The sequence below is a fragment of the Massilia rubra genome, from assembly GCF_011682065.1.
Taxonomy (GTDB): Bacteria; Pseudomonadota; Gammaproteobacteria; order Burkholderiales; family Burkholderiaceae_D; genus Telluria_A; species Telluria_A rubra.
In genome coordinates this window covers 274,434-287,426 of sequence record NZ_VUYU01000001.1, presented here as the reverse complement: position 1 = coordinate 287,426, position 12,993 = coordinate 274,434, and the positions used below count along the sequence as shown (strand labels likewise).

At 63.0% G+C, this 12,993-nt stretch carries 10 protein-coding genes and 1 tRNA gene; 5 read left to right on the top strand and 6 right to left on the bottom strand.

Features of this window, described 5'->3' with window-relative positions:
- Window positions 1-8: 8 nt before the first annotated feature.
- The 3 genes from F0185_RS01240 (at window position 9) to F0185_RS34585 (ending at window position 5,124) form a co-directional block, all read left to right on the top strand.
- Window positions 9-3,128: an efflux RND transporter permease subunit gene (locus F0185_RS01240; RefSeq protein ID WP_167220846.1), complete on the top strand. Its 3,120-nt coding sequence runs from the start codon at window positions 9-11 to the stop codon at window positions 3,126-3,128.
- 230 nt (window positions 3,129-3,358) lie between these two features.
- Entirely contained in the window at window positions 3,359-4,057 is a 699-nt protein-coding gene (locus tag F0185_RS34590; protein ID WP_229476657.1) for a PEPxxWA-CTERM sorting domain-containing protein, read from the top strand.
- Between the two features lie 365 nt (window positions 4,058-4,422).
- Window positions 4,423-5,124: a PEP-CTERM sorting domain-containing protein gene (locus F0185_RS34585; protein WP_229476656.1), complete on the top strand. Its 702-nt coding sequence runs from the start codon at window positions 4,423-4,425 to the stop codon at window positions 5,122-5,124.
- A gap of 91 nt (window positions 5,125-5,215) precedes the next feature.
- Here the strand turns inward: F0185_RS34585 and F0185_RS01225 are convergent, their stop codons facing one another.
- The 4 genes from F0185_RS01225 to F0185_RS01210 form a co-directional block, all read right to left on the bottom strand.
- Window positions 5,216-7,630 (bottom strand): catalase, encoded by a 2,415-nt coding sequence (locus F0185_RS01225; protein WP_167220844.1) that lies wholly within the window; start codon window positions 7,628-7,630, stop codon window positions 5,216-5,218.
- A 165-nt stretch (window positions 7,631-7,795) separates the two neighbouring features.
- The gene (locus F0185_RS01220) at window positions 7,796-8,236 is read right to left on the bottom strand and encodes an ElaB/YgaM/YqjD family protein (RefSeq protein WP_229476655.1); all 441 of its coding nucleotides are present in this window, start codon (window positions 8,234-8,236) and stop codon (window positions 7,796-7,798) included.
- Between the two features lie 460 nt (window positions 8,237-8,696).
- On the bottom strand, window positions 8,697-9,074 hold the full coding sequence (locus F0185_RS01215) for a hypothetical protein (protein WP_166889909.1): 378 nt from the start codon (window positions 9,072-9,074) through the stop codon (window positions 8,697-8,699).
- Window positions 9,071-9,256, bottom strand: coding sequence for a hypothetical protein (locus F0185_RS01210; RefSeq protein ID WP_166889906.1), 186 nt, complete (start codon window positions 9,254-9,256; stop codon window positions 9,071-9,073). The genes F0185_RS01215 and F0185_RS01210 overlap by 4 nt, the downstream gene beginning before the upstream one ends.
- 408 nt (window positions 9,257-9,664) lie before the next feature.
- Here F0185_RS01210 and F0185_RS01205 point away from each other — a divergent pair, with 408 nt between their 5' ends.
- Window positions 9,665-10,459 (top strand): LexA family transcriptional regulator, encoded by a 795-nt coding sequence (locus F0185_RS01205; RefSeq protein WP_267875855.1) that lies wholly within the window; start codon window positions 9,665-9,667, stop codon window positions 10,457-10,459.
- A 296-nt stretch (window positions 10,460-10,755) separates the two neighbouring features.
- Window positions 10,756-11,742 (top strand): coiled-coil domain-containing protein, encoded by a 987-nt coding sequence (locus tag F0185_RS01200; protein WP_167220842.1) that lies wholly within the window; start codon window positions 10,756-10,758, stop codon window positions 11,740-11,742.
- A gap of 88 nt (window positions 11,743-11,830) precedes the next feature.
- Here F0185_RS01200 and F0185_RS01195 read toward each other — a convergent pair.
- Both F0185_RS01195 and F0185_RS01190 read right to left on the bottom strand, forming a co-directional pair.
- Window positions 11,831-11,906 (bottom strand) — tRNA-Thr (locus tag F0185_RS01195).
- Window positions 11,907-11,990: 84 nt separating this feature from the next.
- The gene (locus F0185_RS01190; protein WP_166889899.1) at window positions 11,991-12,992 is read right to left on the bottom strand and encodes a class 1 fructose-bisphosphatase; all 1,002 of its coding nucleotides are present in this window, start codon (window positions 12,990-12,992) and stop codon (window positions 11,991-11,993) included.
- Window position 12,993: the final 1 nt, after the last annotated feature.

The following is a 12,993-nucleotide window of genomic DNA, read 5'->3' as shown; positions in this document are numbered from 1 at the left end:
GAACCGCCATGAATTTTTCATCTTTATCGATCAAGAACCCGATACCGGCGATCATGCTGTTCGCGTTGCTGACCCTGGCCGGGCTGCTGGCCTACAAGGCCAACGCGGTGCAGGACTTTCCGGACATCGAACTGCCGATCGTGCTCGTCACCGCCACGCTCGACGGCGCCGCGCCGGCCCAGCTGGAAACGGAAGTGGCGCGCAAGATCGAGGATTCGATCGCCACCTTGCAAGGCGTGAAGAACATCGCCACCAAAGTGCTCGATGGCGTGGCCACGGTCACGGTCGAATTTATCCTCGAGAAGAATATCTCGGAAGCCGTGAACGATGTGCGCGACGCGGTGGCGCGGGTCAAGCCCGACCTGCCCGCCGAAATGCGCGATCCGACCGTGACCAAGATTTCCACCGCCGGGCGCGTGATCCTGACCTACACCGCGGTGGCCGCGCCGGGCAAGGGCGGCGTGCCGCTGGACGACCAGGAACTGAGCTGGTTCGTCGACAACACGGTGGCCAAGCGCCTCTTGAACGTGCCGGGCGTCGGTTCGGTCAAGCGCGTGGGCGGCGTCACGCGCGAGATCCGCGTGGAACTCGACGATGCCCGCATGGCGGCGCTGCAGGTGGCGGCGGTGGACGTGTCGCGCCAGTTGCGCAACGTGCAGCGCGAGGCGCCGGGCGGACGCGGTGACGTGTCGGGCGCGGAGCAGTCGGTGCGCACCATCGCCACCGTGCAGACGGCGGACCAGCTGGCGGCAATGGATATTCCCCTGCCGGACGGACGGCGCGTACGCCTCGACCAGATCGCCAGCGTAAGCGATACGGTGGCCGAGCCGCGTGCGGTGGCCGAGCAGGATGGCAAGCGCGTGGTCGCCTTCGAGATTTTCCGCACCAAGGGCGCCAGCGAAACCAAGGTGGCCGAGGGCACCCGTGCGGCCGTGGCCGAACTGCAGGCGGCGCACGCCAATGTGGGATTGAAAGAAGTGATCGACAACGCCCAGCCGGTGGAAGAAAATTTCGACGGCTCGATGGAACTGCTGTACGAAGGCGCGATCCTGGCGGTGCTGGTGGTGTGGTGGTTCCTGCGCGACTGGCGCGCCACCCTGGTGGCGGCCGCCGCGCTGCCGCTGTCGGTGATTCCCGCTTTCCTTGGTCAATATTTGTTCGGCTACACGCTCAACACCGTGACCCTGCTGTCGCTGGCGCTGGTGGTCGGGGTGCTGGTGGACGATGCGATCGTCGAGATCGAGAACATTTCGCGCCATCTGCGCATGGGCAAGACCCCGATGCAGGCGGCCATGGAAGCGGCCGACGAAATCGGCATGGCCGTCATCGCCACCACCTTCGCGCTGGTGGCGGTGTTCCTGCCGACCGCCTTCATGGGCGGCGTGCCGGGCCTGTTCTTCAAGCAGTTCGGCTGGACCGCGGTGCTGGCGATCCTGGCCTCGCTGGTGGTGGCGCGCCTGCTTACCCCGATGATGGCGGCCTACATCCTCAAGGACCTGCCGCACGAGGAGGAAAAAGACGGCTGGATCATGCAGCGCTACATGGCGGCCATGAAATGGTGCCTGAACCACCGCCTGGTGACCGGGATCGCCTCGGCCCTGTTTTTTGTCGGTTCGATCGCGCTGGTGCCGCTGCTGCCGACCGGCTTCGTGCCGGCGGCCGACCGCGCCCAGACCATGATCAACGTCGAACTGCCGCCCGGTTCCACCCTGGTCGAAACGCGCGCGGTGGCCGAACGGGCGCGCCTGGCGGCGATGGAAGTGGCGGGCATCAAGGGCGTCTTCAGTTCGATCGGCGGCGGCTCGAGCGGCGACGCGTTCGCGCCTGGGGCCTCGGCCGAAGCGCGGCGCGCGGTGCTGACCCTGACCACGCTGCACCGCAACGACCGCAAGGAATCGATGGACCAGCTGGAACGCCAGATCCGCGCCAGGCTCGATCAGATTCCCGGCGCCAGGTTCAACGTGGGCCCGGCCGATACGGGCGTCAAAATGCAGCTGGTGCTGCGCAGCGAAGATCCGCTGGCGCTGACCGGCGCGGCGCAGGCGGTGGAACGCGAACTGCGTACGCTCAAGGGCATCGGCAACGTCAGTTCGAGCGCCTCGCTGGTGCGTCCGGAAATCATCGTGCGCCCCGACTTTGCCAGGGCGGCCGACATGGGCGTGACCGCCGCATCCATCGGCGAGACGGTGCGCGTGGCCACCGCCGGCGACTACGACACGGCGCTGACCAAGATGAACCTGAGCGAGCGCCAGGTGCCGATCCGGGTCAAGCTGCCGGACGCGGTGCGGGCCGACCTGTCGGCGCTGGGACGGCTGACGGTGCCGGGCAAGAATGGCCCGGTCATGCTCGACAACGTAGCATCGATCACGATGGAAAGCGGACCGGCGCAGATCGACCGCCTCAATCGCAGCCGCAATGTGACGCTCGAAGTGGAGCTGTCGGGCCGCTCGCTGGGCGAGGTCAATGACGAAGCGCGCGCCCTGCCCTCGATGAAAAACCTGCCGGCGTCGGTGAAGATCGCGGAACTGGGCGACGCCCAGGAGATGCAGGCGCTGTTCGCCAGCTTCGGCGTGGCGATGCTGATCGGGGTGCTGTGCATCTACGGCGTGCTGGTGCTGCTGTTCAAGGACTTCATGCAGCCGATTACCATCCTGGCGGCGCTGCCGCTGTCGATCGGCGGCGCTTTCGTGGCGCTGCTGCTGACCGGGAAGGCGCTCTCGATGCCGTCCATGATCGGCCTGATCATGCTGATGGGGATCGTGACCAAGAACTCGATCCTGCTGGTCGATTATGCGATCCTGGCGCGCCAGGCGGGCATGAGCCGCTTCGATGCGCTGGTCGACGCCTGCCACAAGCGCAGCCGCCCGATCATCATGACCACCATCGCCATGGGCGCCGGCATGATGCCGCTGGCGCTGGGATGGGGCGCCGACCCGAGCTTCCGTTCGCCGATGGCGATTGCCGTGATCGGCGGCCTGATCACTTCCACCCTGCTCAGTTTGCTGGTGGTGCCGGCCGTGTTCACCTACATCGATGACCTGGAACACTTGCTCAAGAGCGGCATGGGGTATCTGCGCCGGGACAAGGGCGCACCCGCCCACAAGCCGGCGGTCGAGTTGTCGAAATAGGACGGCAAGGCCATCATCCTCGACGCCAGCCTCGCGCTGGCGTTTTTCTTTATGCAAGGACCCGCGGAAGTTGCTGTTGTGTTTTTATCAGTTAAATTGCATCAATATAACTTTATTGCTTGAAAAACAGCAAAATTCGCGCTATGGTGTGCGCCGTTCCTGCATTTGCAGCAAGCCTTGCCTCATCCCCGCAATGCTTTCTTCCTTCCCTCCCCGTCATCGGAAACGACATGAAAAACATTGCTAAAAATATTACCGTGGGTGCGGCATTGTGCACCTCCCTGCTGTTCGCCTCGAGCGCGCAGGCGACCTGGAACGGCACGACCGCTAAAAGCGATGTCACGCTCAATGGCGCCGGCGCCGACGCGGTCGACTACGCCGTGCTGGTCAATCCCCAGGGCTTTTTCGTCACCAAGGGCGGCAGCGGCGGCTTTGCCAGCGACTTCGCGCTGTACGGCTCGAAGCAGGGCTGGACCTCGATCGCCGCTTTCGGCAGCAGCGCCGACAATGGCGTGGCCATCACGAGCCGCAAGCTGGGCACGAACCTGACCTTCACCTTCGACAAGTCCGACAGCCGCCACGGTGCGTGGACCGTCGCCAACAACGATACGAAGAACAACGTCAAGCTGGACCTGGTGTTCGCCATGTACGGCGGCATGGGCAGCTCGGCCTTCTTGTTCGACAATGAAACCATCGGCGCCGGGTCGACCAGCAACGGCAGCTGGACCTTCAACGGCCTGGCCCTGTTCGGCAACAAGGCCGGCTACGAGAACCTGACCATTTTCGCGCGCGATGTCAGCAAGACCGCCTTTGAGGTACCGAGCACCCCGGTGCCGGAACCGGAAACTTATGCCATGCTGCTCGCCGGCCTGGGCCTGGTCGGCTTCATGTCGCGTCGGCGCAAGGTCGCACAGCCGCTGTTCAGCTGATCAGCACGCGTTCGCGCACCTCGATTGACGCCAGCCTCGCGCTGGCGTTTTTGTTGGATTGAAGCAACGTTGCGCCTTGCATCCCGGGCGCGTCGATGATCGGCCGATACTAAGCCGGCGTGGCGCGCGCAGCCCGCCGTTGAGCCCGGTCCAATGATTTTCCCGACCCGATGATATTTCATAAGAGAAAGATAGTAAGGCGGAATAGTTGTATTTGAGCCAGTAAAATTGCGCAAATATAACTTTCTCACTTGAATCTCATCAATACATGGGGTACTATGTGAGCTGTACTTCCGCATTTGCATCAAGCGCTGCCTAACCCCCGCAATGCTTTCTCGATCACTTTCTTAAACATTGGAAACGACATGAAAAACATTGCCAAAACGATTAGCATCAGCGCGGCGCTCTTGACGACCATCCTGTTCGCCACCAGCGCGCACGCCGCCAATGGCAGTGCCGGCAAGACGAGCAAGAGCGATGTCAGCCTCAACGGCGTGAGCGCCGACGCGGTCGACTATGCCGGCAGCGTCAATCCCCAGCAAGGCAGCAACGGCAACAGCAGCGGTTTCGCCAGCGACTTTGCGCTGTACGGCTCGAAGCAGGGCTGGACCTCGATCGCCGCCTTCGGCAGCAAAGCCGACAACGGCGTGGCCATCTCGACCAGCAAACTGGGCACCAGCCTGACCTTCACCTTCGACAAGACCGACGGTCGCCATGGTTCGTGGACTGTGGCTAACAACGACCTGAAAAACAACGTCAAGCTCGACCTGGTGTTTGCGATGCACACCGGTGGCGGCAGTTCGGCCTGGTTGTTCGATGACGAAGTGCTCGGCGCCGGTTCCAAAACCAGCGGCAGCTGGACCCTGAACGCGCTCAATCCGGGCGGCAAGCTGTCCGATTACTCGAGCCTGACCATCTTCGCACGCGACCTCGGCAAAACCGCCTTCCAGGTGCCGACCACGCCGGTGCCGGAACCGGAAAGCTATGCCATGCTGCTGGCCGGCCTGGGCCTGATCGGCTTCATGTCGCGTCGCCGCAAGGGCGAGCACGACACCTTCCGCTGCTGATCCGCACGCCGTTCTTCAGACGAAAAAAACGCCAGCAATGCTGGCGTTTTTTTCGTTTGTGCGTTCCACGCCGTGCCTTGCCCCCCCGCGCTTACACTTTCGGTGGATCAGTTTCGCGCGCGAAAGAACGGTGACCGGCCAGCGCCTTCTTGAACGCTGTCAAGGCCGGGGCCAGGGCCCCGCTTTCGGTGCCGATCAGCGCCGGGTCGGCCGAACCGTCCGGCAGGGCCGGCGGCACGCCGGCGTGTTTCAGCAGCGCGGCCCCGGCCCCGACCACCAGGATCGGCTTGCAATGACGATACTGCTCACGCACGAAGTCGAGCGCATGGGCGTCGCGGCTGAGAATGGTGACGGCATCGCCATCGGGCACGACCACCGCGTCGTACAGCACCGAGGGACCGGCTTCGAGCGTGATTTCCACGTCGAGCGGGGCGCCGTCGCTGGTCTTGACCTTGCCCAGCTGACTGGCCACCACGCGCGGCACGGCGCCATCTTCCAGCAGCGAACTATAGATGGCGCGCACCATGGCGCCGTCGACGCCGTTGGCCACCAGCAGCGCGACCTTGCGCGTACGGATCCCGGTTTCGCCCGGACGGCTGAGCAAGGACAGGGCCGGCGACGGTTCGTACTCATGCATCGGACGGTCGGTCGCCAGCGGCAGCGCTGGCGGCACCTCCATGCCCAGGCCGCCGGCAACGGAACCGGCCAGGACCGGATTCACATTGGCCAGGGTGGCCAGCACGCGCTCGCGCACGGCCGGGGTTTGCACGCGCGTCAGCTCGAAGCGGAAGGCGGCGGCAATGTGGGCCTGTTCGACCGGGCTCTGGCTGTTAAAGAACAGGCGCGCCTGCGAATAGTGATCGGCGAACAGCTCCGGATTGCCGCGTACCTTGTCTTCCGAAATGGTCTGCGGAAAGCTGGTGAAGCCGTTTTTCATGCCCGCCTGGAACGGGCAACCGCCGGCCAGCGAGTTCGGCTCGTAATTGACGCGGCCACGGTGGATAGCCTGGCGGTGCATGCCTTCGCGCTGGTTATTGTGCACCGGCGCGAGCGGCGCGTTGACCGGGATCTCGTGGAAGTTCGGACCACCGAGGCGGCTGATCTGGGTATCGAGGTAGGAATGGATACGGCCTTGCAGCAGCGGATCGTTACTGAAATCGATGCCGGGAACGACGTGGGCGGTACAGAAGGCCACCTGTTCCGTTTCGGCGAAGAAGTTGTCCGGATTACGGTTGAGCACCATCTTGCCCACCGGCGTGAGTGGCACCAATTCTTCGGGCACGAGCTTGGTCGGGTCGAGCACGTCGAAGGCGAACGATTCGGCTTGCTCTTCGGTGAAGATCTGCAGCGCCAGCTCCCACTCGGGGAAATTGCCGCTGTCGATGGCTTCCCACAGGTCGCGCCGATGGTAGTCGGGATCGGCGCCGACCAGCTTGGCGGCCTCGTCCCACACCAGCGAGTGCGTGCCCTGCAGCGGGGTCCAGTGGAATTTGCAGAACACCGAGGCGCCGGCCGCATTGACCAGGCGGAAGGTGTGCACGCCGAAACCCTGCATGGTGCGGTAGCTGCGCGGAATGGCGCGGTCCGACATTTGCCACAGCAGCATGTGGGTCGATTCCGGCATCAGCGAGACAAAGTCCCAGAAGGTATCGTGGGCGCTCGATGCTTGCGGCATCGCATGGTGCGGCTCGGGCTTAACCGAATGCACCAGGTCGGGGAACTTCATGGCGTCCTGGATAAAGAAGACAGGCATGTTGTTGCCGACCAGATCCCAGTTGCCTTCGTCCGTATAGAACTTGACGGCGAAACCGCGCACATCGCGCACGGTGTCGGAGGAACCTCGTTCGCCGGCGACGGTCGAAAACCTGGTGAACACGGGAGTGCGCTTGCCGGGCTGGGCAAGCAGCGAGGCGCGCGTGACCGCGCTCAGGTCCTGGTAGCTCTCGAAATAGCCGTGCGCAGCCGAGCCGCGGGCATGCACCACGCGCTCAGGGATGCGCTCGTGGTCGAAATGGGTGATTTTCTCGCGCAGGATAAAGTCTTCCAGCGCGGTCGGGCCACGCAGGCCGATCTTGAGCGAATGCTGGTTATCGGCAATCGGCACGCCCTGGTTGGTGGTCAGGACTTGTCCGCCGCTGTCGACGCGCACGCGGTCGAGCGGCCCGACGGTCGGATTGACGCCCGCTGGCGGCACGCCGCTGCCGAGCTTGGCGGAGGCGATGGTTTCGGTCGGGGTGCTGCCGGTGGCAAGCGGGGTCGATGGCTCGGCCGTGGCGCCAGGCGGCGGCGTGCGCGACGCGTCGCCGTACTCGGCCGGCTTGTTCGGATTGAACGGCATCGCTGCCGCCAGCTGTTGGCCGGCGACGGTCTTGACCAGCAACTGTTCGGCGATCGGATCGCTGCTGCCCAGGCTGGTGGGCGGCTGCGCGTTGGAGGGTCCGGAGACGGTGCTCAGGATGGAGCCGGCGCCATCTTCCGAGGAGCCAGTTTTCTTACGTGTGACCATTGAATACCTCAACTAAAATGTGTGGGACGAGAGACCGGCGCGGGAATGCGACACCACCTGCCAGGGCAAGGTAGCGAAACGATCAAAACGGGAGTGTGGGGACGTACGGGGCTGGCCCGGACGGCGTGAGCCGGCCGGGACCATGCCAGCGCATGACAGCGCAGATCAGTTACGACGGCCCAGCAGTTTCGACAGCGTGTAACCGACGCCCAGCGCTACCAGGATCGAGGTCGCCGGGCTGGTGCGGACGTAGTCGCGGCCGGTTTCTGCGAAGTTTTTGTAGGCGTCGGTCAGCTGGCGGGTTTTTTCGTCGACGCGACCGGTCACGCCGCTCAGGGCGCCGCTGACTTTGTCGACACCGGCGTGGGCGCTGGAAGCCATGCGATCGACGATCGGCTGGGCGGCGTCGGCGGCCTTGTCGATGGTTTTGTGCATATCGGTCGCGCTTTTGCTCAGATCGCTACCCATGTTGTCATTGGGCTTGTTGTTGTCATTGGGCTTGTTATTGTCGCTACGGCCGGCGCCAAGATCCTTGCCCATGCTGCTGCCCGAACCTTCGTTACCCAGATTGCTTGCGTTGCCGCCGTTCGATTTTTGATTGTCCATGATCCATTCCTCTAAAAGTTTGTTACCAGCGCGGTGGTGACACCTGTTGTTGGTGCCGAATACAAAAAATATAACGATTGCCGTTTGCTCACTGTGCGGTGACTAACAGAGTTGCCATGCATGCCAGGAGGCATTGTTATGCGGGAGGGTGGGAATGGGGGTTGCGGGCGCTTTGCGCGCACTCAACAGTGCCTTATTGACGCGGGCCGATGCCGGCCTACGATGGGCAGGTGAATGAGCCGGATCAATGGCATTGCCGGGTACGCCAGCTGCGACGCCGGGCTACCGGGACAGGCTCTCAGTACCCGCCCATGAATATGGGTCATTTTTGTGTTCCACGGCCGGCGCGCTGCGGCCTTGCCCTCCGCTCGCAGGGCTCTGCGAGCGGAGGATGCATGGCAATCGCATCCGGCCATGTTCGCCAAATTCTGGCTTGTATGTCTGCGCGCGTACTTCGTACTTAGCAGTCGGCCCGATGGCCGCCATGATGCGACAAGCCAAAACCGGCCCCATGCGCCCTCCCCGTCGGGCCGAACAGCGCGGCAACCAGCGGATCGCGGTAAGGATGGCCCTTCCATTCCGACGCCAGGACGCGCTGGATCGGGTGCGGATCGGGTTCGGTAGGATCGGGCAGGCCGGCGGCCCGGTACACCATGTGCGCGCGCCGCGTGCGCGGATCGCGCCCGATGGCGCCTTCGCGGAACAGCTCCAGGCATTGCTGGCGCACCTTTTCGGCGTCGGCGCCCAGGCGTTGGGCCAGCGGGGCGACTTGCGTGGGACCGTGTGCGAGCGCGGCCAGGATGTTGCAACGCAGTTGATCAACCAGATAACGTCTCATGCTGCCCTCCAGTAAGTGTCGATGGCTTGGGCCAGGGCATCGCCGTCGAGGCGATGGCGCAGCGCGGTTAATTCCCCGATCACGCCACCGGCGGCGACGGCGGCGTTGCGGCTCTCTCGCCAGGCGCATGCGACGGCGAGCAACTGGCGCGCTTCGTGATTGAGTTCTGGTTGGACGGTCATCTGTTCTCCTTGGTGGAATGCCTGCCGCTGGCGCGGGCGTGGCGGGGCGGCCGCCATTGCAACTGCAATGACGCCGGACTTGGGGTCAAACTGGTCGAACTGCCGGATCAGGCCCGGCGCGCAGCACGGTGCGCGGGCACCGGTGGCGCACATCTAGTGTCCTGGACTGATCCTGCCAGCCACCGGCGCAACACGCAGGCTCGGCCGGATGGCCGGGTCAGGCGGCTTGCACCGGCCGCGCGCGCGGCTGGCGACCGCGAGCTCCGGGCGCAGCAAGGCGCTGGTAAAGCCGGGTAAAATCGGGACAGGTATCGCTGTGTTCATAAGTAGTATATTAGTCTTACTAATCACGTTTGTCAACAGTCAGACTGATTGCTTTTTATTAGTTTTCCTTATATTGTTCGGTGTATGCCAGCCCTCCCCCTAAACCAACACGAGCTCGCGGAAGCAGCGCAGCTCAAGCAACTCTTCATTGAGTGGCAACACGCGCGCCGCAGCCAAGGGCTGCCTGCGTCCCAGGAAGCCGCCGCCAACCAGATGGAGTTCGGCCAAAGCGCGTTGAACCAATATCTCAACGGCAAAATCCCCTTGAATATCGACGTCGCCATCAAGTTTTCGAAACTGCTGGGCGTGCCGATCTCCGCCTTCAGTGCCGCGCTGGCCTCGCACGCGGACGATTACGCCGCAGCCAAGGATGCGATGGCCATGGCGCAGTCGCGCGAGAACGATTTCCGCCTGGTCGGCAGGCGCATCACGATCGATGCCGACCAGGACGAGACCATCCCCATCAAGAAGGTCAGCCTGACGCTGCGCGCCGGCGTCATGGGCTTCGAGGCATCGCAGGAGGATCAAACCGACACCACCATCAATTTGCCGCGCCGCTTCATCGAGAAAAACGATCTGGTGCCGCAATGCCTGCTGGCCATCAGCGTCAAGGGCGACAGCATGTGGCCGCTGATGATCGAAGGCGATGTGGTCGTCATCAATATTGCCGACACCAAACCGATCAACAACGAGTTGTACGCTGTTAATTTCGATGGCGAAGCCGTGGTCAAGCAACTGGTGCGCGAGGGCCGCGAATGGTACCTGTCTTCCATGAATCCGGACCCGGCCTACCACCGGCGCGCCTGCCGCGGCGGCGAATGCATCATCGTCGGACGCGTGGTGCGGCAGGAAGCGCGCACCTTGATGAATCGCGTCTGAGGACGCCTGCGGGCATCCAAGGGACGGATTTCACTGTCCGCCTACCTCACCGCGCCCGCCACGTGCGGGCATGTTGACGCGCCTGTCGGCCGTGGTCGCACCTCGAATTATCAGTCGGACTACTCGCCACAAAAATTAGTCGGGCGAATAGGTAAAGTGGGTATCTGCATTGCGCTGCCTCAAACGCGCGGTCTTGACGCTGGTCGGCATGACGTTATGCTTGACAGATGAACGGACCATCACGCGAGGAGATCGAGTCACGCTTGGCAGCCCATAGAAGCTGGGCGGAGACACGCATGTCCTTGATCGACGCGAATGTCCAAACGCTGGTCCTGCGGATGGACGAACGCGACCGCATAGACGCCGAGCGTCGGGCTGAACGGGCCCGGCTGGAAGCAGAGTGGCGCGAACAACAGCGGGCCGAGCATGCGCGCCTGGACGCCGAGCGTGCCGAGCGCTATCGACTGGAAGTAGAACAACGAGAGGAAATCAGGAGAGAACGCGAACGCCGGGAAGCCGAGAGCGCGAAGGAACGCGAGCGCCTGGAAGCGGAACGCAAGCAAGCCGAAGCCGACAGCAAAAAGGAACGCGAGCGCCTGGAAGCCGAGAGCGTGAAGGAACGCGAGCGCCTGGAAGCTGAACGCCAGCATGCCGAGGCAGAAAGCAAAAAGGAACGCGAGCGCCTGGAAGCGGAACGCAAGCAAGCCGAAGCCGAAAGCAAAAAGGAACGCGAACGCCTGGAGGCGGAACGCAAGCAAGCCGAAGCCGAGAGCAAAAAGGAACGCGAACGCCTGGAAGCGGAATACAAGAAAGCCGACGCCGAATGGCGGCAAACGCAAGCGCAATGGCATCAAGCCGAGCTCGAAGAACGAAAAGAACGTCAACGCGTCGAAGCGGAGCTATGGGCCGAGCACCGTCGCCAGTCGGCCGAGCGCGAACAACGGGAAGTCGAGCGCCAGCGTGAGGCGCGGGAACAGTGGGTCGAGTACCGGCGCGTGGAGGCGGAGCGGCGCGCTGAATACGAAAAACGCCTCGATGAGCGCTTTGACAACATGGATCGCCACTACCTTGAGATCAAGGCCGACATGAAAGACCTCAAGAAAACGGTCATCATCACCGCGATCACGGCATCCCTGGCAACCGTATTCGGGGTCGCCGCCTTCAACGCGACACTACTGTCGGGCATGATCAGCAGCTTTGAATCCGGCAAAAATACCGCCCGCGCGCAGGGCGGAAAAACGCTGTTACCGATCCCGTTCCTGCGCCCATCGACGCAGGGCTGACACCACCATGAAGCCGCAACAGCGGCCACCCATAAGAAAAAACCCGCTACGCCGTGAGGCGTGCGGGTTCTGACTTACTGCATATACTTGGTGCCGATTGCCGGAATCGAACTGGCGACCTTTTCATTACGAATGAACTGCTCTACCAACTGAGCTAAATCGGCGAAGACGCGTATTCTAGCAAAGAACCCGGCAAAATTGCTAGTCCGAATGCGCGTTCTTTCGGTTTTTTGTCAAAAAAACCAGTTTTACTCGGCGTGATAGCTGCTCACGCGCTCAACTTCGCTCTTCGAACCGAGGAACACCGGCACCCGCTGGTGCAGCTTGTGCGGGGCGATATCGAGGATGCGGGTGCGTCCGTCGGTCGCCGCGCCGCCAGCCTGTTCGACGATCATCGCCATCGGATTGGCTTCGTACATCAGGCGCAGCTTGCCCGGCATCGAGGTATCGCGCGTATCGGCCGGATACATGAAGATGCCGCCGCGATTCAGGATGCGGTGCACGTCGGCCACCATCGAGGCGATCCAGCGCATATTGAAATCCTTGCCGCGCACGCCGGTCGACCCGGCCAGCAGCTCGTCGACATAGCGCTGCACCGGCGCATGCCAATGGCGCTGGTTCGACATGTTGATCGCGAATTCCTTGGTCGCCTCGGGAATCATCATGTGGCGCTGGGTTAGCACCCAGGAACCCATTTCGCGGTCCAGGGTGAAGCAGTTCACGCCATTGCCGGTGGTGAGCACCAGCATGGTCTGCGGGCCGTACACGGCGTAGCCGGCGGCGACCTGCATGCTACCGGCCTGCATGAAGTCCGCTTCGGTCGGCGTGCCCATGCCTTCAGGCGCCTTGAGCACCGAGAAGATGGTGCCGATCGAGACGTTGACGTCGATGTTGGACGAGCCGTCGAGCGGGTCGAACAGGAGCATGTATTCGCCCATCGGATAACGGTTCGGGATCGGATGGATCGATTCCATCTCTTCCGATGCCATCGCCGCCAGGTGGCCGCCCCATTCATTTGCCTCCAACAGGATCTCGTTCGAGATCACGTCCAGCTTTTTCTGCACTTCGCCCTGGATGTTCTCGGTGTCGGCGCTGCCGAGGATATCGCCGAGCGCTCCCTTGCCAACCGAATGGCTGATGGTCTTGCAGGCGCGCGCGACCACTTCGATCAGCAGGCGCAGTTCGGCCGGAATGGAGTTATGCAGCCGTTGTTCTTCGACCAGGTGTTGCGTGAGACTGACGCGTTTCATT